Source organism: Variovorax sp. KBS0712 (genome assembly GCF_006323185.2).
GTDB classification, from domain to species: domain Bacteria; phylum Pseudomonadota; class Gammaproteobacteria; order Burkholderiales; family Burkholderiaceae_C; genus Variovorax; species Variovorax boronicumulans.
Map to the genome: position 1 here is coordinate 129910 of NZ_VCCD02000006.1, position 17782 is coordinate 147691.

At 69.2% G+C, this 17782-nt stretch carries 22 protein-coding genes; 12 read left to right on the top strand and 10 right to left on the bottom strand.

What is annotated here, in order from left to right; translation table 11 throughout:
• The first annotated feature begins 17 nt into the window (after positions 1-17).
• From FFI97_RS33225 to FFI97_RS33235, 3 genes are read left to right on the top strand one after another with little or no spacing between them, the layout of a single operon-like run.
• Entirely contained in the window at positions 18-1178 is a 1161-nt protein-coding gene (locus FFI97_RS33225) for an ATP phosphoribosyltransferase regulatory subunit (protein WP_070061002.1), read from the top strand.
• A gap of 22 nt (positions 1179-1200) precedes the next feature.
• Positions 1201-2532, top strand: coding sequence for an adenylosuccinate synthase (locus FFI97_RS33230; RefSeq protein WP_062480752.1), 1332 nt, complete (start codon positions 1201-1203; stop codon positions 2530-2532).
• An 18-nt stretch (positions 2533-2550) separates the two neighbouring features.
• Positions 2551-3075 (top strand): phosphoribosyltransferase, encoded by a 525-nt coding sequence (locus FFI97_RS33235; RefSeq protein ID WP_062480750.1) that lies wholly within the window; start codon positions 2551-2553, stop codon positions 3073-3075.
• 31 nt (positions 3076-3106) lie between these two features.
• Here the strand turns inward: FFI97_RS33235 and FFI97_RS33240 are convergent, their stop codons facing one another.
• The 3 genes from FFI97_RS33240 to FFI97_RS33250 all read right to left on the bottom strand — a co-directional run bounded on the left by FFI97_RS33240 (position 3107) and on the right by FFI97_RS33250 (position 5372).
• The gene (locus FFI97_RS33240; protein WP_139706922.1) at positions 3107-3580 is read right to left on the bottom strand and encodes a VOC family protein; all 474 of its coding nucleotides are present in this window, start codon (positions 3578-3580) and stop codon (positions 3107-3109) included.
• Between the two features lie 75 nt (positions 3581-3655).
• Positions 3656-4537, bottom strand: coding sequence for a helix-turn-helix domain-containing protein (locus FFI97_RS33245; RefSeq protein WP_139706923.1), 882 nt, complete (start codon positions 4535-4537; stop codon positions 3656-3658).
• A gap of 79 nt (positions 4538-4616) precedes the next feature.
• A complete protein-coding gene (locus FFI97_RS33250; protein ID WP_139706925.1) occupies positions 4617-5372 on the bottom strand; it encodes a M48 family metallopeptidase in 756 nt (251 codons plus the stop codon).
• Between the two features lie 134 nt (positions 5373-5506).
• On the opposite strand from FFI97_RS33250, the gene FFI97_RS33255 reads away from it, so the two are divergent.
• From FFI97_RS33255 to FFI97_RS33265, 3 genes are all read left to right on the top strand, one after another.
• The gene (locus tag FFI97_RS33255) at positions 5507-6700 is read left to right on the top strand and encodes a PLP-dependent transferase (protein ID WP_070060997.1); all 1194 of its coding nucleotides are present in this window, start codon (positions 5507-5509) and stop codon (positions 6698-6700) included.
• Positions 6701-6706: 6 nt separating this feature from the next.
• Entirely contained in the window at positions 6707-7672 is a 966-nt protein-coding gene (locus FFI97_RS33260) for a hypothetical protein (RefSeq protein WP_139706927.1), read from the top strand.
• Positions 7673-7742: 70 nt separating this feature from the next.
• Positions 7743-7946 carry a hypothetical protein gene (locus tag FFI97_RS33265; protein ID WP_062480739.1) on the top strand — a complete coding sequence of 68 codons (204 nt, stop codon included), beginning with the start codon at positions 7743-7745 and terminating at the stop codon, positions 7944-7946.
• A gap of 93 nt (positions 7947-8039) precedes the next feature.
• Here the strand turns inward: FFI97_RS33265 and FFI97_RS33270 are convergent, their stop codons facing one another.
• Positions 8040-8675 (bottom strand): arylesterase, encoded by a 636-nt coding sequence (locus FFI97_RS33270; RefSeq protein ID WP_172438263.1) that lies wholly within the window; start codon positions 8673-8675, stop codon positions 8040-8042.
• A 36-nt stretch (positions 8676-8711) separates the two neighbouring features.
• Here FFI97_RS33270 and FFI97_RS33275 point away from each other — a divergent pair, with 36 nt between their 5' ends.
• From FFI97_RS33275 to rlmB, 4 genes are all read left to right on the top strand, one after another.
• Positions 8712-9434 (top strand): ABC transporter ATP-binding protein, encoded by a 723-nt coding sequence (locus FFI97_RS33275; RefSeq protein ID WP_144004563.1) that lies wholly within the window; start codon positions 8712-8714, stop codon positions 9432-9434.
• Positions 9435-9496: 62 nt separating this feature from the next.
• Complete coding sequence (locus tag FFI97_RS33280) at positions 9497-10018, top strand: ribosomal protein L7/L12 (protein WP_139704524.1); 522 nt, start codon at positions 9497-9499, stop codon at positions 10016-10018.
• 4 nt (positions 10019-10022) lie between these two features.
• Positions 10023-11012, top strand: coding sequence for a hypothetical protein (locus FFI97_RS33285; protein ID WP_139704527.1), 990 nt, complete (start codon positions 10023-10025; stop codon positions 11010-11012).
• A gap of 33 nt (positions 11013-11045) precedes the next feature.
• Positions 11046-11792, top strand: coding sequence for a 23S rRNA (guanosine(2251)-2'-O)-methyltransferase RlmB (gene rlmB / locus FFI97_RS33290; RefSeq protein ID WP_139704529.1), 747 nt, complete (start codon positions 11046-11048; stop codon positions 11790-11792).
• Positions 11793-11799: 7 nt separating this feature from the next.
• Here the strand turns inward: rlmB and FFI97_RS33295 are convergent, their stop codons facing one another.
• The 3 genes from FFI97_RS33295 to FFI97_RS33300 all read right to left on the bottom strand — a co-directional run bounded on the left by FFI97_RS33295 (position 11800) and on the right by FFI97_RS33300 (position 14011).
• Positions 11800-13005 carry an NAD(P)/FAD-dependent oxidoreductase gene (locus FFI97_RS33295; protein ID WP_139704530.1) on the bottom strand — a complete coding sequence of 402 codons (1206 nt, stop codon included), beginning with the start codon at positions 13003-13005 and terminating at the stop codon, positions 11800-11802.
• A 115-nt stretch (positions 13006-13120) separates the two neighbouring features.
• Positions 13121-13291: a hypothetical protein gene (locus FFI97_RS33745; RefSeq protein ID WP_167395039.1), complete on the bottom strand. Its 171-nt coding sequence runs from the start codon at positions 13289-13291 to the stop codon at positions 13121-13123.
• 120 nt (positions 13292-13411) lie between these two features.
• Positions 13412-14011 carry a helix-turn-helix domain-containing protein gene (locus tag FFI97_RS33300; RefSeq protein ID WP_095745637.1) on the bottom strand — a complete coding sequence of 200 codons (600 nt, stop codon included), beginning with the start codon at positions 14009-14011 and terminating at the stop codon, positions 13412-13414.
• Positions 14012-14053: 42 nt separating this feature from the next.
• Here FFI97_RS33300 and FFI97_RS33305 point away from each other — a divergent pair, with 42 nt between their 5' ends.
• A complete protein-coding gene (locus tag FFI97_RS33305) occupies positions 14054-14575 on the top strand; it encodes a GNAT family N-acetyltransferase (RefSeq protein WP_139704532.1) in 522 nt (173 codons plus the stop codon).
• A 10-nt stretch (positions 14576-14585) separates the two neighbouring features.
• Here FFI97_RS33305 and FFI97_RS33310 read toward each other — a convergent pair whose 3' ends face one another.
• The 3 genes from FFI97_RS33310 to FFI97_RS33320 are packed head-to-tail and all read right to left on the bottom strand — an operon-like array spanning position 14586 to position 16783.
• Complete coding sequence (locus FFI97_RS33310; protein WP_139704534.1) at positions 14586-15551, bottom strand: aldo/keto reductase; 966 nt, start codon at positions 15549-15551, stop codon at positions 14586-14588.
• 45 nt (positions 15552-15596) lie between these two features.
• A complete protein-coding gene (locus FFI97_RS33315; protein ID WP_139704537.1) occupies positions 15597-16196 on the bottom strand; it encodes a chromate transporter in 600 nt (199 codons plus the stop codon).
• Complete coding sequence (locus tag FFI97_RS33320) at positions 16193-16783, bottom strand: chromate transporter (RefSeq protein WP_062481071.1); 591 nt, start codon at positions 16781-16783, stop codon at positions 16193-16195. The genes FFI97_RS33315 and FFI97_RS33320 overlap by 4 nt, the downstream gene beginning before the upstream one ends.
• A 46-nt stretch (positions 16784-16829) precedes the next feature.
• On the opposite strand from FFI97_RS33320, the gene FFI97_RS33325 reads away from it, so the two are divergent.
• On the top strand, positions 16830-17759 hold the full coding sequence (locus tag FFI97_RS33325) for a YihY/virulence factor BrkB family protein (protein WP_095745634.1): 930 nt from the start codon (positions 16830-16832) through the stop codon (positions 17757-17759).
• Positions 17760-17782 lie beyond the last annotated feature (23 nt).

A 17782-nucleotide genomic window follows, 5' to 3' on the forward strand; every position in this document is an offset into this window, starting at 1 on the left:
CCACGCCCCCGATCCCCATGTCCGCCTGGGTCCTCCCGGATCACATTGCCGATGTGCTGCCCTCCGAGGCGCGCCACATCGAAGAACTTCGACGCCAGCTGCTCGATACCGCCCGTGGCTATGGCTACGAGCTGGTGATGCCGCCGCTGCTCGAGCACCTGGAGTCGCTGCTTTCGGGCACCGGCGAGGCGCTCGACCTCCAAACCTTCAAGCTCGTCGACCAGCTCTCCGGTCGCAGCATGGGCCTGCGTGCCGACACCACCCCCCAGGTGGCGCGCATCGATGCCCACCTGCTGAACCGCGACGGCGTGGCCCGGCTGTGCTACTGCGGTCCGGTGGTCCACACCCGGCCCGACCGCCCGCACGCCACCCGCGAGCCGCTGCAGTTCGGCGCCGAGATCTACGGCCACGCCGGCCTCGAAGCCGACACCGAAACCCTGCTGCTGGCGCTCGACTGCCTCGACGCTGCCGGCCTGCGCGACGGCGTGATCGTCGACCTGGCCGACGCCCGCATCGTGCGCGCGCTGTTCGCCGGCGTGCCGGTCGATGCCGCCGCGATCGCCCGCGTGCACGCCGCGCTGGCCGCCAAGGACGCGAGCGAGCTGCAGGCGCTCACCAAGGATTTCCCCGCCGCATCACGCGACGGTCTGCGCGCCCTCGTGGGCCTGTACGGCGATGTGGCCGTGCTCGACGAGGCCGCCAAGGCCCTGAAGGGCACGCCCACTGTGGCCGCGGCGCTGGCCGACCTGAAGCAACTCGCCGCTGGCCTGAACGGCACGGCAGGGCGCCAGATCAGCTTCGACCTGGCCGACCTGCGCGGCTACGCCTACTACAGCGGCATGCGTTTCGGCATCTACGTGCCGGGCGCGGCCGACTCGCTGGTGCGCGGTGGCCGCTACGACGAGGTGGGCGCCGTGTTCGGTCGCAACCGTCCGGCCGTCGGCTTCAGCCTCGATGTGCGCGAACTCGTCGGCGTGCTGCCGGCGCGTCCGCTGCGCGCCGCCATCCGTGCGCCCTGGAGCGACGCGGCCGGCCTGCGCGAGGCCATCGCCCAACTGCGCAAGGCCGGCGAAACGGTTGTCTGCGTGCTGCCCGGACATGGCAGCGAAATCGATGAATTCCATTGCGACCGCGAGCTCGTCGAGCAGGCCGGCCAATGGAGTGTCCGAGCGATCTGAATTTTTAAGCAATGGAACGAGCATGAGCGTAACCACCGGAAGAAACGTGGTCGTCGTCGGGACCCAGTGGGGCGACGAAGGCAAGGGCAAGCTGGTTGACTGGCTGACGGAAAGCGCCCAGGGCGTGGTCCGTTTCCAGGGCGGCCACAACGCGGGCCACACGCTGGTCATCAACGGCGTGAAGACCGCGCTGCACCTGATCCCGAGCGGCATCATGCGGCCCGGCGTCAAGTGCTACATCGGCAACGGTGTGGTGCTGTCGGCCGCCAAGCTGTTCGAGGAAATCGAAGGCCTGGAGAAAGCCGGCGTCGAAGTGCGTTCGCGCCTGCGCATCAGCGAGGCCTGCCCGCTGATCCTGCCGTTCCACGCCGCGCTGGACATCGCGCGCGAGGCCTACCGCGAAAAGGGCGGCATCGAGAAGATCGGTACCACCGGCCGCGGCATCGGCCCGGCGTACGAAGACAAGATCGCCCGCCGTGCGCTGCGCGTGCAAGATTTGAAGCACCCCGAGCGTTTCGCCGCCAAGCTGCGCGTGCTGCTCGAGCTGCACAACCACGTGCTGACCCAGGTGCTGGGCGCGCCCGCCATCGACTACGACACCGTGTTCGACGAGGCGATGCGCCACGCTGCGTTGCTCAAGCCCATGATGGCCGACGTGTCGCGCGAGCTGAATGACGCCCACAAGGCCGGCGCCAACCTGCTGTTCGAAGGCGCGCAAGGCACGCTGCTCGACGTCGACCACGGCACCTACCCGTACGTCACCTCGAGCAACTGCGTGGCCGGCAACGCCGCCGCCGGTTCGGGCGTGGGCCCGGGCATGCTGCACTACGTGCTGGGCATCACCAAGGCCTACTGCACCCGCGTGGGCGGCGGTCCGTTCCCCACCGAGCTCGACTGGGCCACGCCGGGCACCCCCGGCTACCACATGAGCACCGTGGGCGCCGAAAAGGGCGTGACCACCGGCCGCAGCCGCCGTTGCGGCTGGTTCGACGCCGCGCTGCTCAAGCGTTCGGCGCAGGTCAACGGCCTGTCGGGCCTGTGCATCACCAAGCTGGACGTGCTCGACGGCCTCGAGAAGCTCGAGCTGTGCACCGGCTACGAACTCGACGGCGAAACCACCGACATCCTGCCGATGGGCGCGGACGAGATCGAGCGCTGCACGCCGATCTACGAAACGCTCGAAGGCTGGACCGAAAGCACCGTGGGCGTCACGCAGTACGACAAGCTGCCGGTCAATGCGCGGCTGTATCTGCAGCGCATCGAGCAGGTCACCGGCGTGCCGATCCACATGGTGTCCACGAGCCCTGATCGCGACCACACGATCATGATGCGCCACCCTTATCTCGCAGACTGAACAGGAACGAACCAGACCATGTTGACCGAAGACGGCAAACATCTCTACGTCAGCTACGACGAGTACCACAACCTGATCGAGAAGCTCGCGATCAAGGTGCACCAGTCGGGCTGGGAGTTCGACACCATCCTGTGCCTGGCGCGCGGCGGCATGCGCCCGGGCGATGTGCTCTCGCGCATCTTCGACAAGCCGCTGGCGATCATGTCGACCAGCTCCTACCGCGCCGACGCCGGCACGATCCAGGGCCATCTCGACATCGCCCGCTACATCACCACCCCCAAGGGCGAGATCGCCGGCAAGGTGCTGCTGGTGGACGACCTGGCCGATTCGGGCCACACGCTGCACGCCGTGATGGACATGCTGCGCAACAACTACCAGCCGATCACCGAGCTGCGCAGCGCGGTCATCTGGACCAAGGCGCTGTCGACCTTCACGCCCGACTACTCGGTCGAGTTCCTGGCCACCAACCCGTGGATCCACCAGCCCTTCGAGGGCTACGACTCGCTCGGCGCCGAGAAGCTGATCGAGAAGTGGTCGGTCTGACGACCGGCCCTGGCACCACCGGCCGGCGCGCTCAGCTGCTGCTGCAGCTGCCGCCGCCGCCGGGGGTGTCGAACATCGCGGTGTAGCGCCGCTGCATTTCCTCCGGCGTCAGCTTCTCGATGCTGTGCCCCACGTTCCACCGGTGACCGAAGGGGTCGCGGAACACGCCGGAACGCTCCCCATAGAACTGATCCTGCGGTGCCATGTCCAGCGTGGCGCCCGCGGCGACCGCGCGCGCGACCAGCGCGTCGGCATCGTCCACATGCAGGTGCAGCGAGACCGCGCTGCCGCCGAGCGCCTTGGGCGAGCGGATGTTGAACTCGGCGAACTCGTCCGAGATCATCAGGATCGCGCCGTTGTGAAAGTCCAGTTCGACGTGCCCGATGCGGCCGCTGGGTTCTGTCAGTCGAAAGATTTCCTTCACCTCGAACACGTGGCAATAGAAGTCGACGGCGGCGGCGGCGTTGTCGACGCAGAGGTACGGAAACAGCTCGTGGATGGCCATGGCGGGACCTGCCTTTCTTTCTGGAATAGCGTGTTGAAACGGGGACCGTGGCGCCGATTCTGCGCAGCCCCGGCGCTAGCGTCTTGAAGGAATTTGACCTGCCGCACTGACAGCCGGCACATGACGCGGCGACGCTGCCCCCGTCTGCCGCCAGGCCTGCGGCGACAGGCCGGCCAGTGCCGAGAACTCGCGGCTCAGGTGCGCCTGGTCGCTGTAGCCGGCGGCGAGCGCGATGTCGGCCCAAGCGCGCGCGGGATCGTCGGCGGCCAGCGCCAGCACGCGGTCAAAGCGCATCACGCGGGCGTATTCCTTGGGCGCGAGCCCGACCGCCGCGCGGAACAGGGCGATGAAGCGGCGGTGGCTGTAGCCGCTGTGCGCCACCAACGTGGCGATCGACGCGGGCGTGTCGCGCGTCATCTGCCCCAGCGAGGCGGCCACGGCCGGGTGCAGGCCGCGCGGGCTGGTGCGGGGCAGGGCGGCAGTGGCCAGGCGCCGGGTCAGCAAGGCCTCGAACGCGTCCAGTTGCCGGGCCGGGTCGTCGGACGATGCATGCAGTTGTTCGAGCGCCTCGGCGGTCTGGCGCTCGCCCCACAGCGCGTCGAGCGGCGTGTGGCGCCCGCCCAAGGCGTCTTCAGGTGCGCCGAGCAGCAGCCGGGCCGCACCGGGGTGCAATTGCGTGCCGACCGAACGTGTCGCCACCGACACATCGCGCAGGTAGAACGCGGCGCGCGCACCGCCGACGATGGCATGGCCGACCGTGTGGCCGCGCAGGTCGCGTGTGTCGTCGAAGAGTCGCAGCGGCGGCCCCGAAAGCCGGAACACCAGGTGCATGCCGCCCGTGGGCAGCACGTGCTCGCGTGCGCCGGTGCGTGTGTCGGGTGTGCCCTCGGGCGCCGAGGCCCACAGCAGCCGCAGGAAGGGCCGCAGATGAGGGGACGGGGGCCGCGTCAGCTGCATGGCGCGACGGGCCCCGGCAAGGGCGGGCGGGTGAGCATCGGCGCATTGTGCGCCGAGGAGCCGCCCCGGCCCAGACTGCTTACTTGCTCGTTGCGAGGCGCTTCTGGATGTTGGCCGCGCGGTCGCCGGAAGCGGGGTGCGAGCTGAGCATCGAGCTCTTGCCGCCGTCGAGCTTGGCCAGCTTCTGGAACGCGGTGACGAGGCCTTCGCGCTTGAGCTTCTGCGTGGTCAGCAGGTCGAAGGCGTAGTTGTCCGAGTCGGTTTCCTGCGACTGCGAGAACTGCGCGTTGACCAGCTTCTCGGCGAAGTCGCCGATCTGCGAGGACGACAGCTGCGTGATCGCCGCATTGCCGGTGGCGCCGGCCAGGCCGCGCGCGGCCGACACGGCGTAGGCGGTCTGCATGGCCTTCTTGCTGTGGCCCAGGGCGACGTGGCCGATCTCGTGGCCGATGATGCCGCGCAGCTCGTCGTCGTTCATGAGGTCCATGAGGCCGCTGTAGACGCGGATGCAGCCGTTGCCCATGGCCCAGGCGTTCACGTCCTTCGTGAGGTAGACCTTGTAGCTGGCGGGCTGGCCGCCGATGGTGGTGGGCAGGCCCTGGCGCACGCGCTCCAGACGCTTGCTGTAGGCATCGGCGGGGGGCGCGACCTTGGAGCTCTTGTCGAGCTCGGCGCAAGACTGGTTGGCCAGGGCCTGCACGTCGCCGTCGGTGAGCGACATGGCCTTGAAGGCGCTGCCGCCGGCGCCCGCGAGCGCGTTCGAATCCAGGTTCTTCATGCCGCCGCAGGCGGACAGGGCCGCAGCGGCCGTGATGGTGATGAGCAGATGACGCATCGAGAAAATCCTCCCTTTATTTTCGGAGGGGCAACTCTATCCGCAATGCGCGTGCGATCCGGCCAAGGCCGTCGACATCGAACGGAGAATGTCACGGCCGTCGAGGGTTCCTCGCGGGGCGCTAGCATCGGCACATGAGCAAGCCTTCCACGACCCTGATCCACCATCCCTATACGCCGCCGGCCACCTTCGCTGCGCCGCAGCCCGGCGTGTTCAAGGCCTCGACCGTGTTCTTCGCCGACGTCGCCGCCATGCGCGCGCGCGACTGGAAGACCAAGGCCGGCTACACCTACGGCCTGCACGGCACGCCCACCACCTTCACGCTCGAGGAGCGCCTGGCCACGCTCGAAGGCGGCACCGAATGCCTGCTGGTGCCCAGCGGGCTGGCCGCGATCTCGCTGGTCTCGTTCGCGTTCCTCAAGACTGGCGACGAAGTGCTGATTCCCGACAACGCCTACGGCCCCACCAAGGCGCTGGCCACCGGCGAGCTCGCCAACTTCGGCATCACGCACCGCCTGTACGACGCGATGAATCCGTCCGACCTGGAAGCCAAGCTCTCGCACCGCACGCGGCTGGTGTGGCTCGAAGCGGCCGGCTCGGTGACGATGGAATTCCCCAACCTACCGGCGCTGGCCGAGGTCTGCCGCGAGCGCGGCGTGATGACCGCGCTCGACAACACCTGGGGCGCGGGCCTGGCCTTCGCGCCCTTCGATTTCAACGGCACGGGGCAGGGCGTCGACGTGTCGGTGCACGCGCTCACCAAGTACCCGAGCGGTGGCGGCGACGTGCTCATGGGCAGCGTCGTCACGCGCGACGAGCGCCTGCACCGCGCGCTCAAGCTCACCCACATGCGCACCGGCTTCGGCATCGGCGTGGGCGACGTCGAGACCCTGCTGCGTTCGCTGCCGAGCATGGCGCTGCGCTACGCCGCGCACGACCGCGCGGCGCGCGAGCTGGCCGGCTGGCTCAACGGCTGCGAAGAGATCGCGCAGGTGCTGCATCCCGCGCTCGAGGATTCGCCGGGCCACGCCAACTGGCGCGCGCTGTGCGGCGCCACCGACCTGGCCGCGGGCCTGTTCTCGGTGGTGTTCGACGAGCGCTTCAGCACCGAGCAGGTCGATCGCTTCTGCGACAGCCTGAAGCTCTTCCGCCTCGGCTATTCGTGGGGCGGCCCGATCAGCCTCGTCGTGCCCTACGACATCGGCCTGATGCGCGACGCCAGCGTGGCCCGCTGGCCCTACAAGGGCACGCTGGTGCGTTTCTCGGTCGGCCTGGAGGATGTGGACGACCTGCGTGCCGACCTGCAGCAGGCGCTGCTGCAGATGTAGGCGCTGTTGCGCGCAGTGGGCAGGAAACACCGCAAGAGCCAGCGCGTCGCGCCGCCGGCTGCGCGCGATGCGGTGCCGCCCGCGTCACGCGCCGTCGCGTCGCGGGTGCTGGACGTGCCCGCGCAGGTGCTGGAGGCACTTGCACGGTCCGGCCCGCTGGAAGGCGTGCCCGACCTGCGCGGCACGCGACTCTTCATCGGTGGCTTCGTGGCGCTTTTCGCGTTGATCGCGGCAGGGCTCGTCGCCGCCGTCATGTTGGAGGAGGACTGGTCCAACGCGCGCGGCAACGAAGCGATCCTCCTGCTGCTCGGACTGTTGCTCTTCGGCGCGCTGGGCGGCGGCATCTGGTATTTGCTGCGCCAGTTTCCCCGAGTGGGCGAGGGGATGCTGCGGATCGACGCGAACGGCATGTGCTGGGGCGATCCGGCATCGCCGCAGGTGGTGCGTTGGCACGAGGTGTGCCGTGCGCGCGCGGGTTTCCATGACGTGAAGACCGAGTTCGTATCGAGCGAAGCCATCGCCAAGCGGCTGGTGTTCCAACAGGTGGCACGGGGTGGCGAACCCAGGGAGATCCGGCTGCCGCTGGCGCTGACCGTCGACACCGGCCGTGTCCTTCGCTTTCGCAACCGGGCCGTGCTGCTGCGCGCGTTGTTGCTGCACCTGGCCACCCAGCCGAGGCCGCGCCTGCGCTTCGACGCCGAGGTGTTCATCGACGCCGGCATCGACCCGCAGACCTGGGCGCCCATGCCCGCCCCGAGGCGCTGGATGTGGCTGTCATCGCTCGCCGGGCTGTTGCCGGTGCTGGCCGTGATCGTTCTCTGGCCGATGGGCGAACACATCGGATGGATGGTGGCCGCGTCGGTCCTGGCCCTGGTGGCCGGCGCGGGGGCCATGGGCTGGTTCATGCACCAGCGTTACCCGGGTTTGCAAGGTGTGTTCGAGTTCGAAACGGCCGCCGGCGCCGCGTCTTGAGACTGCACCGTTATCGCTTACAGTAGGCTGAAGCGCAGTCACCCTGACTGCCTCGCCTGAAGGAGAAGCAGTGGCAACACCCAATTACGGCTACGAGAAGCGCCAGAAAGAGCTGGCCAAGAAGAAAAAGAAGGAAGAAAAGCTCCGGGAGAAGGCGAACCGCAAGCTCAATCCGAGCAGCGACGGGCTGGCCCCCGGAGACCCGGAGACCGACGTGGCATCGCTCGAACGCGATCCCCCCACGGCGCCCGAGTTGCCGACCAAGAACGGATGACCCCTCGTTCCTGGCACCCCTGAAAACAGAAAAGCCGCTGCAGGCGCAGGCCTGCGGCGGCTTTTTCTTTGGGGCGCGCGCAAGGAGGCGAGGCTACTTGGGCAGCAGCTTGCGCAGCTCCGGCCAGACGTTGTCCAGGATCTGCGGCTGCGCCGCGGCGGTCGGGTGGATGCGGTCGGACTGGAACAGCGTCATGGCGTCGGGCGCGTCGGCCACGCCCTTGAGCAGGAACGGCACCAGCGCCGACTTCGTCGCGCCCGCCACCTTCGCGAACACGGCCTCGAAGCGCCGCGTGTAGTCGCCGCCGTAGTTCGGCGGCACCTGGATGCCGACGATCAGCACCCGCGCGCCCGCGGCCTGCGCGGCCTTGGTGATCTGCAGCAGGTTGTCTTCGGTGTTCGACAGCGGCAGGCCGCGCAGGGCGTCGTTGGCGCCCAGCTCCAGCACCACGTGGCTGGGCTTGTGCTGCGCCAGCAGGGCGGGGAAGCGGGCGCGACCGCCGGAGCTGGTGTCGCCGCTGATGCTGGCGTTGACTACCGAGGCTGCGATCTTCTGCTGCGCAAGCCTTTTTTCCAGCAAGGGTACCCAGCCTTCGCCGCGCTTGAGGCCGTACTCTGCGCTCAGCGAATCACCGAGCACCAGGATCACCGGCTTGCCGGCCGATGCCGTCTGTGCCTGGGCTGCCGCAGCCGTCCATGCCCCCGCGCTGCCGAGCGCGGCGGTGGTCAAGATAAAGTCACGTCGATTCAAAACGAAAAGCCTTTCATGTCCCAACCCCCGTCTGATGCCATTGTCGCCGTCGAGCATGTCTTCAAGTCCGTCACCGACTCGGCCGGCACGCTGGACATTCTGCAGGACATCCATTTCACCCTGGGCGCGCGGGAAACCGCCGCCATCGTCGGCGCCTCGGGCTCCGGCAAGAGCACCTTGCTGTCAATCATTGCCGGGCTGGACACGCCCACGCGCGGCACCGTGAAGCTGGCGGGCGACGACATCTTCGCCATCGACGAGGACGAGCGCGCCGCGCTGCGCGCGCAGCGCGTGGGCTTCGTGTTCCAGAGCTTCCAGCTGCTGGGCAACCTGAGCGCGCTCGAGAACGTCATGCTGCCGCTGGAGCTGGCCAACCGCAAGGACGCGCGCAAGGCCGCCACCGAGATGCTGGGCCGCGTCGGGCTGGGCCAGCGCCTGGGCCACTACCCGAAGGTGCTGTCGGGCGGCGAGCAGCAGCGCGTGGCGCTGGCGCGGGCCTTCGTGGTGCAGCCGGCCCTGCTGCTGGCCGACGAGCCCACCGGCAGCCTCGACTTCGCCACCGGCGAGCAGGTCATGAAACTCATGTTCGACCTGAACCGCGAGCTGGGAACCACGCTGGTGCTGGTCACGCACGACCGCGGCATCGCCTCGCAGTGCGAGCGGCGCATCACCATCGAGGCCGGGCGCGTGGCGCTCAACGAGACAACACCCGTATCGACGGTCGCGCAGGCGGCCTGAGCCCGCAAGAAGACAGACAGCGCCCGGCTTCCGCGGCGCTCCCCGAACACAGAGGAGAGTTCATGACCCAGCTTCCCCCCGAGGCCATCGCCGCCCTCGAGCGCGGCAACCTGATCGAGGCCATCAAGATCGTGCGCGAGCGCACCGGCATGGACCTCAAGTCGTCCAAGGAGGCCGTCGAGCGCTATGCCAACAGCGGCGCGGTCGCCGCAGGCGCGCCGGCCGACTGGCAGGAAGGCGACTGGGGCCGGGGCGAGGCTGTGGCCGAGACGGGCAGCGGCATGCAGGGCAACGGCCCCGCCGCCGTGCCGGCCGCCGCGCTCGCGGCCCTGGCGCGGGGCCAGAAGGTCGAGGCCGTGCGCCTCACGCGCGAGGCCACGGGCCTGGGCCTGGCCGAGGCCAAGCAATTGGTCGAGGCGCACCAGAACCCCGCCGCCGGCGACTTCGGGCACCTGCCGTCGAGCCCGGCGGCGAACCCGATGGCCGAGCCGGGCCGCGTGACGGGCGGCGGCTTCAAGTGGCTGCCGGTGATCGTCGTGCTGCTGATCGCGGCGGCGGCGTGGTCGTATTTCAAGGGCGCCTGAGGCCGTGATCGTTCCCCAGTTCTGGGCCGAAGGCCGCATCCAGGAGCGGGTGGCCGGCCGGCAGGTCACGGTGCGCCGCTTCGGCTGGTCCGACGACAGCCCGCTGGCCGCGCAGGCCCATGCCGACCAGCGCACCCGCGAGGCCTATGACCGCATCGTGGTCGACGGCGAAAAGCTGGAGCGCCGCGAGCGCAAGCTGGCCTACAACGGCGCCGAGGGCGTGCCGATCCGCGAGGAGATCGTCGAACGCCAGGGCGACAGCGTCGTCACCCGCAACGGCTACGGCGCGCGCTGCCTCAACACGCCCGACGTGCTGTTCGTCGACGTCGACTTCGAGAACCAGGGCGCGCGCGGCAGCGCACGTGGGCTGACGGTGATCGGCGCGGCGTTCATCGGTGCGATGGTCGCGGGCTACGCCACGCGCTCGGCGATGGCGGGCGTCGCCGCGTTCATGCTGGTGGCGGCCTTCGGCTTCTGGCGCGCCCACAAAGAGGGCCTGCCCGTGGTCGAGGACAAGAGCGACCCGCTGGCGGGCGCGCGGGCGCGTGTCGAGCGCTTCATTCACCAGCATCCCGACTGGCACCTGCGCCTGTACCGCACGCCGGCCGGGTTGCGCGTGCTGGCCATGCACGATGTCTTCGCACCGTCCGACGCCGCCGTGACCGACGTGTTCCAGACGCTGGGCGCCGACAAGGTCTACGCGCGCATGTGCCGCAACCAGAACTGCTTTCGCGCCCGCCTGAGCGCCAAGCCCTGGCGCGTGGGCATCGCAGAACACCTGCGCCCGCGCCCGGGCGTCTGGCCCGTGTCGCCCGACCGGCTGCCCGCGCGCGACGCCTGGGTGGCGCGCTACGAAAAGGCGGCCGAGGGGTACGCCGCCTGCCAGTACCTGGGCAGCGTGGGCAACACGCTGAAGGTGCACATGAACGCCCTGGTGGTGCAGGAACTGCACGACGACCGTACCCGCGCGAACAGCGGTTTGCCGCTGGCCTGAGGGCGAGGGCGCCGCGCCCTCGATAATCAGGGGATGTCTTCTCCCAAAGTGATCTTCGGCTTCCATGCCGTGGGCGTGCGCATCAAGACCGCGCCGAAATCGGTGCTCGAAGTGATGTTCGACGCCAGCCGGCGCGATGCGCGCATGAAACAGTTCATTGCGCGTGCGCAAGAAGCCGGCGTCCGGCTGGTCGAGGCCGACGGCCTGCGGCTGTCCAAGCTCAGCGGCAGCCACGGCCACCAGGGCGTGGTCGCGCGGGTCGAGCCCGCCGCGCAGATCCATTCGCTCGACGAGCTGCTCGAAGGCCTCGAAGAGGCCGGCACCGTCCCGTTGCTGCTGGTGCTCGATGGCGTGACCGATCCGCACAACCTCGGCGCCTGCCTGCGCGTGGCCGATGGCGCCGGCGCCCATGCGGTGATCGCGCCCAAGGACCATGCGGCCGGCATCAACGCCACCGTCGCCAAGGTGGCGAGCGGCGCGGCCGAGACCGTGCCGTACTTCATGGTGACCAACCTGGCGCGTACGCTCAACGAGCTCAAGGAACGCAGCATCTGGTGCGTGGGCACCAGCGACGACGCACCGGGCACCATCTACCAGAGCGACTTCAAGCGCCCGCTGGCGTTGGTGCTGGGCGCCGAGGGCGAGGGCATGCGCCAGCTCACGCGCAAGACCTGCGACGAGCTGGTGAGCATTCCCATGGCCGGAGCGGTCGAGAGCCTGAACGTGTCGGTGGCCAGCGGCGTGTGCCTCTACGAGGCGATGCGCCAGCGCGGCGGTTGACCTCAGGCTAGCGGGCCACCGGCCCGCTGCCCTTGCGGTGGAAGTACACCAGTTCCGCCGCACGCCGCATCGGCGCCGTGCCGAGCAGGCGGTTGAACATCCAGTCGCTCTGGAAGTGGTCGAAGGCCCAGCGCAGCGTGCGCTTCATCAGAAAGCGCGGGTAGCCGCGCACGAACCACGTCGCGGGGTCGTCCGCCTCGCCGCGCACGAAGCGCGCCACGGCCTCGCCGGCGCGCTCGCCGTGTTGCAGCGCCGTGTGGATGCCGCCGGCCGTCACGGGCGACACCATGCCCGCCGCATCGCCCACCAGCAGCGCCCGTTCGCGTGCCACCACCGGCAACACGCCACCGCAGGGAATCATCCCGGCGCGCACGGCGACCGGCGGCGCGTCGCCGGGCGACACCACGGCGGCGATCTTGCGCAAGAGCGGATCGAGCCGCAGCGCGCCCGTGTCGTGGCGGCCCATGCGGCGTGCCAGGCCGATCTGGCTCACGCCCACGCCGTCGAGCGCCCAGCCGATGTAGCCCGGCGCGAGCCGGCGGTCGATGAAGCAGTGCAGCAGGTCGGGCGCTATGCGCGCGCCCTGGTACTCGTGCTCCACACCGTAGAGAAAGCGCGTGTTGCGCGACAGGCCCAGCGCCTTGGCGACGCGCGAATGCGGACCGTCGGCGCCCACGAGGTAGGTCGCGCGGATGCACGGGCCCTGCGCCACCGGCACCTCCCAGCGGCCGTTCGCCCACAGCGCCTGCTCGAACAGCGTGCCCAGGCGCACCTCGACGCCGCAGGCGCGGGTGGACTCCACCATCCAGTCGAGCAGCGCGGGCGCGTCGGTGGCCCAGAACCAGTAGCCGGGCGCGTGCAGGTCGACGTGGTGCATGTCGGGCGCGTACAGCCGCACGCCTTCGATGCGGCGCACCAGCGCGGGCGGCACTTCGGCCAGCCACGGCACGCTGTCGACCGCGTCCTTGACGATGATCCCGGTGGTGTGCAGCTTGGCGCCGGCGGCGGCCTTCTTCTCGAGCACCATCACGCGCAGGCCGGCCTTGGCGGCGGCGCGGGCGCAGGCCAGCCCGGCAAAGCTCGCGCCGATGACGAGCAGGTCGACCTGGGTGCAGGCCGTACCCGCGTCGCTCACGAAGGCCGGCGCGGGGCAGGGCGCGACCGACGAGGAAGGTGCGTGGGGAGAAAAGAGGCAGGAAGAAGAGGCGTGCATGGGAGGCTGACTTGCAAAGCGCACCACGGGGTGTGGTGCGCCTGCGAAGTTAGCGACGCCATGTGCGCCGGGCGTGAAGCCTGTGTGAACTGATCTGTGAAGCGATCAGGCTCGTTCAGGACGGGTCTTTGCTGCGCGTGCGGGCCACGGCGCTGAAGACGCCGATGCCCAGCAGGATCAGCGCGCCGATGCCGATGTAGAGCGTGGGCACGCCGGCCACCGAGGCGCCCCAGGCGACCCCGGCCAGGAAGATCAGAAAGCCGATCATGTAAAGCGCAAAGGACATCGTGCGGCTCCGGTAGCTGAGATGCCTTGCAGTATCCCGACGCGCCCCGTGGCCCGGACCGGCCTGAGTCGTCTCTGCGTGTGGGAGCTTGCCTACCGCATCGGTCAGGCAATCGTTCAATCAATCGGGAACGGCGACCAGCAGGTAGCGGCAGGCGGTGGGCCCCAGCGCCTTGAAGACCAGCGGCCGGTCGACGCCGAAGTCGAGGCAGTCGCCTGGGGCGAGCTCGAAGCGCTCGTCGCCGTAGTCGACCTGCAGTGCGCCCTCGAGCATCCACAGGCTCTGCCGGTACGGCGTGCCGCTCCATCGCGGATAGCCGACCTGCGCGGCGCGCGGCAGCTCGACCTCCACCAGTTCCACGCCGCTGCCCGCGCCGCGCTCGGCGACCTGGCGGCGCAGGTAGCCTGCCTCGGGGTCGCGCCAGACCTCCTGCGCAGCCCGTTTGCGCAGCCGTTGCGGCTGCGCCTTGTCCTCGGTGAGAAGCTGCGCCAGCGAGACCCCGAGGCCGGCGGCCAGCTTGCCCAGCAGCACGGCGGTGGGGCTGCTCTGCGCGCGCTCGACCTTGGAGATCATCGCCTTGCTCACGCCCGACAACCCGGCCAGATCGGCGAGGCTGAGCCCCTGGGCCTGGCGCAGCGCCAGCAGCCGGGTGGCGATGAGCGCGTCGATGTGGCCATCGGCCGGCGCCGGCGAGGGGGTGGAAGGTGAAGTGTTTCCCATATGAGATTATTATTCTCTTATATTGAACGACAGAGAAACACCATGCGTCTCATCGCCTGCACCGAAGAAGCCCATTCAGGCGCCATCCTGGCGATCCTGAACGAGGCCATCGTCAACTCCACCGCGCTGTACGACTACAAGCCGCGCACGCCCGAGAACATGGTGACGTGGTTCGCCGCCAAGCGCGCCGGCGGCTTTCCCGTGATCGGCGCTGTGGACGACAACGGCAAGCTGCTGGGCTTCGCAAGCTACGGCACGTTCCGCGCCTTTCCGGCCTACAAGTACACGGTCGAGCACTCGGTGTACGTCGATGCCGCGCACCGCGGCGAGGGCCTGGGTCGCACGCTGATGGAGGCGATCGTGGCCGAGGCGATCGCGCGCGAGGTGCATGTGATGGTCGGCGCCATCGACGCGTCGAACGCCGGCAGCATCGCGCTGCACGAGCGCCTGGGCTTCACGCACTCAGGCACCGTGCTGCAGGCCGGCTTCAAGTTCGGCCGCTGGCTCGACGTGGCGTTCTACCAGCGCATCCTGGCGACGCCGCTGAACCCGGTCGACGGCTAGCCGGGGCTCGTCAGGCCGGCGTCTCGGCGCTGGCCCGGTCGAGCATGTCGATGGTGCCCGCGTCCAGCTTGAGTTGCGTGGCCACCACCAGCTCTTCGAGTTGCGCCAGCGAGGTGGCGCTGGCGATCGGCGCGGTCACGCCGGGCCGTGCGATCTGCCAGGCAATGGCGACCTGGCCGGGCTTGGCGTTGTACTGCTGGGCCACCTTGTCGAGCGCATCGAGGATGCGCAGGCCGCGCGGGTTCAGGTACTTCTTGGTGGTGTTGGCACCGCGTGCGCTCTTGGCCGCATCGGCCTCGGTGCGGTACTTGCCGGTGAGAAAGCCCGCCGCCAGCGCGTAGAAGTTGATCACGCCCACTTCGCGCTTGAGGCACAGCGGCTCCAGGGCGTCTTCGAACACCGCGCGGTCGTACAGGTTGTACAGCGGCTGCAGGCTCTCGTAGCGCGCGATGCCCAGGCGCTCCGACACGTCGAGCGCCTCGGCCAGCCGCGGCGCCGTGTAGTTCGAGGCGCCGATGGCGCGCACCTTGCCCTCCTTGATGAGCGCGTCGAAGGTGCCCAGCGTGTCTTCGAGCGGCGTGTTGGCATCGTCGTCGTGCGACTGGTACAGGTCGATGTAGTCGGTCTGCAGGCGCTTGAGCGACGCCTCGACGGCTTCGCGGATGTATTTGGGCGACAGGCCCACCTTGCCTTCGCCCATCGGCTTGCCGACCTTGGTGGCCAGTACCAAGCGGTTGCGCTTGCCGCTGTGCTTGAGCCACTTGCCGATGATCGTTTCCGACTCGCCGCCCACATGGCCCGGCACCCAGGCCGAGTAGACGTCGGCCGTGTCGACGAAGTTGAAGCCGGCGTCGAGCCAGGCGTCGAGCAGCTTGAACGAGGCCGCCTCGTCGACGGTCCAGCCGAACACGTTGCCACCGAAGGCGAGGGGAGACACCCGAAGGCTGGAACGGCCGAGCGGACGAAGTTGCGACATGGCAGAGGGCTCCTGAAAGAAAAAGTATGCAGAAAGGAAAAAGGCTCAAACGAAGCCTACCGCGCCCAGCGCCGCGCCGCAGCCCAGCAGCCACAGCAGGTGGATGCGCGTGCGCCAGACCACCAGCGCGGCCACGCCGCTGAGCAGCCACAGGTGCCAGGCCGGCACGCCGCTCGACTGGTTGCCGCCGGCCAGCACCCAGCCGGTGGCGATGAGCAGCCCGACCACCACCGGCGCCATGCCCTGCTTGAAGGCGCGCACCTCGCGGCGCGTGCGGTTGCGGTGGCCCCAGCGCGTGGCGACGTAGGTGAGGGTGGTGCTCGGCAGCATGATGCCGACCATGGTGACCATCAGGCCGAAGAAGCCCAGCAGCCAGGCCATGGGCCCGGCGCCGATGCCGCCGCCCGCGTTGAGCCCGACGTTCCAGCCCATCAGCGCGACGAACAGCACGTTGGGCCCGGGCGCGGCCTGGGCGATGGCGACCGAGGAGGTGAACTGCGCCTCGGTGAGCCAGCCGTGCTGCGCCACGAGGTAGCGGTGCATGTCGGGCACCGTGGTGATCGCGCCGCTGATCGACAGCAGCGACAGCAGCAGGTACTGGCCGAAGAGGGCCAGCCAGTCGTGCCATTGCATGACGATATTCATGGCGCGATCTTCTTCCAGGTCCACACGCAGGCCACGCCGCCCACCGCGAGCAGCACCCATCCCAGCGGAATCTTCAGCAGCGCGATGGCCGCGAACACCAGTGCCACGAACGCGAGGCAGGTCGCAAAGCCCAGCGGGTGCTTGCGCAGCTGCGGGATCAGCTTGATGCCCGTGGCCGCGATGAGCCCGCCCGACACCGCGCCCATGCCGCGCAATGCGGCGGCCACCTGCGGGTTGGCGGCGTAGTGCGCGTAGAGCACGGCCAGTGCGAGGATCACGAACAGCGGCACGGTGAGCATGCCCGCCACCGCGGCCACGGCGCCGCGCAGGCCGAAGTAGCGGTCGCCGATCATCAGCGCCAGGTTGATCACGTTCGGCCCCGGCATCACCTGGGCCACGGCCCAGTCTTCGAGGAACTGGTCGGGCGTGAGCCATTTCTTCTTCTCGACCATCTCGCGCTGGACGATGGCGAGGACGCCGCCGAAGCCCTGCAGCGCGAGCCAGGTGAATGAAACGAAAAGGTCGCGTGGCGACGCGGGCTGGGGATGGTCGGGCGGCGATGCCGCGGCGGGGGCGGACGGATGCATGTGGAACGATTATCGTAGGCGCACTGCTTCACCGGGACCCGACGCCATGCTCATTCGACTTCGCGCACTCTTCGATCTCTGCCGGCGCGCCTTCGCTTCCTGGTCCAACGACTACGCCCCGAGCATGGGCGCCGCGCTGGCCTACTACACGGTGTTCTCGATCGCGCCGCTGCTGCTGATCGTGATCGCGGTGGCCGGCCTGGTGTTCGGGCAGGAGGCCGCGCGCGGCGAAATTTTTGCGCAGCTCTCGGGCCTGATGGGCGAGCAGGGCGCGGCGGCGGTGCAGGGCATGCTGCAGGCGGTCAACAAGCCGACCGAGGGCATCGTGGCCACGGTGGTCGGCATCGCGCTGTTGATCGTGGGTGCGACCACCGTCTTCGGCGAGCTGCAGGACGCGCTTGACCGCATCTGGCGTGCTCCCGCGCGCACCCGCAACAAGGGCGTCTTCAACATGCTGCGCGTGCGGCTGCTGTCGTTCAGCATGATCATGGGCATCGGCTTCCTGCTGATGGTGTCGCTGGTGGCGAGCGCGGCGCTGGCTGCGCTGGGCAAGTGGTGGTCGCCGATGTTCGGTGCCTGGGCCACGCTGGCGCAGGTGGTGAACTTCGTCTTCAGCTTCGCGATGGTCACGGTGATCTTCGCGATGATCTACAAGATCATGCCGCGCGCCAAGGTGCAGTGGCGCGACGTGTGGGTGGGCGCGGCGGTGACGGCGCTGCTGTTCACCGTGGGCAAGCACCTCATCGGCCTGTACATCGGCAAGAGCAGCGTGGCCTCGGGCTACGGCGCGGCCGGCTCGCTGGTGGTGGTGCTGGTGTGGGTGTACTACTCGGCGCAGATCTTCCTGCTGGGCGCCGAGTTCACCTGGGTCTATGCGCGCACCTACGGCTCGATGAAAGACACCCTGGCTGAGCCGGCAGGCCACGCGTCGCCGACGCGCGACGTGCCGCTGCCCGCGCACGTCGACGCGGCCTAGGGCCTGTTCACCCTATTTCTGGC

Excerpts from the sequence above, each read along its gene's own strand:
- FFI97_RS33225 (WP_070061002.1), top strand. The coding sequence starts at position 18 with ATGTCCGCCTGGGTCCTCCCGGATCACATTGCCGATGTGCTGCCCTCC.
- FFI97_RS33230 (WP_062480752.1), top strand. The coding sequence starts at position 1,201 with ATGAGCGTAACCACCGGAAGAAACGTGGTCGTCGTCGGGACCCAGTGG.
- FFI97_RS33235 (WP_062480750.1), top strand. The coding sequence starts at position 2,551 with ATGTTGACCGAAGACGGCAAACATCTCTACGTCAGCTACGACGAGTAC.
- FFI97_RS33240 (WP_139706922.1), bottom strand. The coding sequence starts at position 3,580 with ATGGCCATCCACGAGCTGTTTCCGTACCTCTGCGTCGACAACGCCGCC.
- FFI97_RS33245 (WP_139706923.1), bottom strand. The coding sequence starts at position 4,537 with ATGCAGCTGACGCGGCCCCCGTCCCCTCATCTGCGGCCCTTCCTGCGG.
- FFI97_RS33250 (WP_139706925.1), bottom strand. The coding sequence starts at position 5,372 with ATGCGTCATCTGCTCATCACCATCACGGCCGCTGCGGCCCTGTCCGCC.
- FFI97_RS33255 (WP_070060997.1), top strand. The coding sequence starts at position 5,507 with ATGAGCAAGCCTTCCACGACCCTGATCCACCATCCCTATACGCCGCCG.
- FFI97_RS33275 (WP_144004563.1), top strand. The coding sequence starts at position 8,712 with ATGTCCCAACCCCCGTCTGATGCCATTGTCGCCGTCGAGCATGTCTTC.
- FFI97_RS33280 (WP_139704524.1), top strand. The coding sequence starts at position 9,497 with ATGACCCAGCTTCCCCCCGAGGCCATCGCCGCCCTCGAGCGCGGCAAC.
- rlmB (WP_139704529.1), top strand. The coding sequence starts at position 11,046 with ATGTCTTCTCCCAAAGTGATCTTCGGCTTCCATGCCGTGGGCGTGCGC.
- FFI97_RS33295 (WP_139704530.1), bottom strand. The coding sequence starts at position 13,005 with ATGCACGCCTCTTCTTCCTGCCTCTTTTCTCCCCACGCACCTTCCTCG.
- FFI97_RS33745 (WP_167395039.1), bottom strand. The coding sequence starts at position 13,291 with ATGTCCTTTGCGCTTTACATGATCGGCTTTCTGATCTTCCTGGCCGGG.
- FFI97_RS33300 (WP_095745637.1), bottom strand. The coding sequence starts at position 14,011 with ATGGGAAACACTTCACCTTCCACCCCCTCGCCGGCGCCGGCCGATGGC.
- FFI97_RS33305 (WP_139704532.1), top strand. The coding sequence starts at position 14,054 with ATGCGTCTCATCGCCTGCACCGAAGAAGCCCATTCAGGCGCCATCCTG.
- FFI97_RS33310 (WP_139704534.1), bottom strand. The coding sequence starts at position 15,551 with ATGTCGCAACTTCGTCCGCTCGGCCGTTCCAGCCTTCGGGTGTCTCCC.
- FFI97_RS33315 (WP_139704537.1), bottom strand. The coding sequence starts at position 16,196 with ATGAATATCGTCATGCAATGGCACGACTGGCTGGCCCTCTTCGGCCAG.
- FFI97_RS33320 (WP_062481071.1), bottom strand. The coding sequence starts at position 16,783 with ATGCATCCGTCCGCCCCCGCCGCGGCATCGCCGCCCGACCATCCCCAG.
- FFI97_RS33325 (WP_095745634.1), top strand. The coding sequence starts at position 16,830 with ATGCTCATTCGACTTCGCGCACTCTTCGATCTCTGCCGGCGCGCCTTC.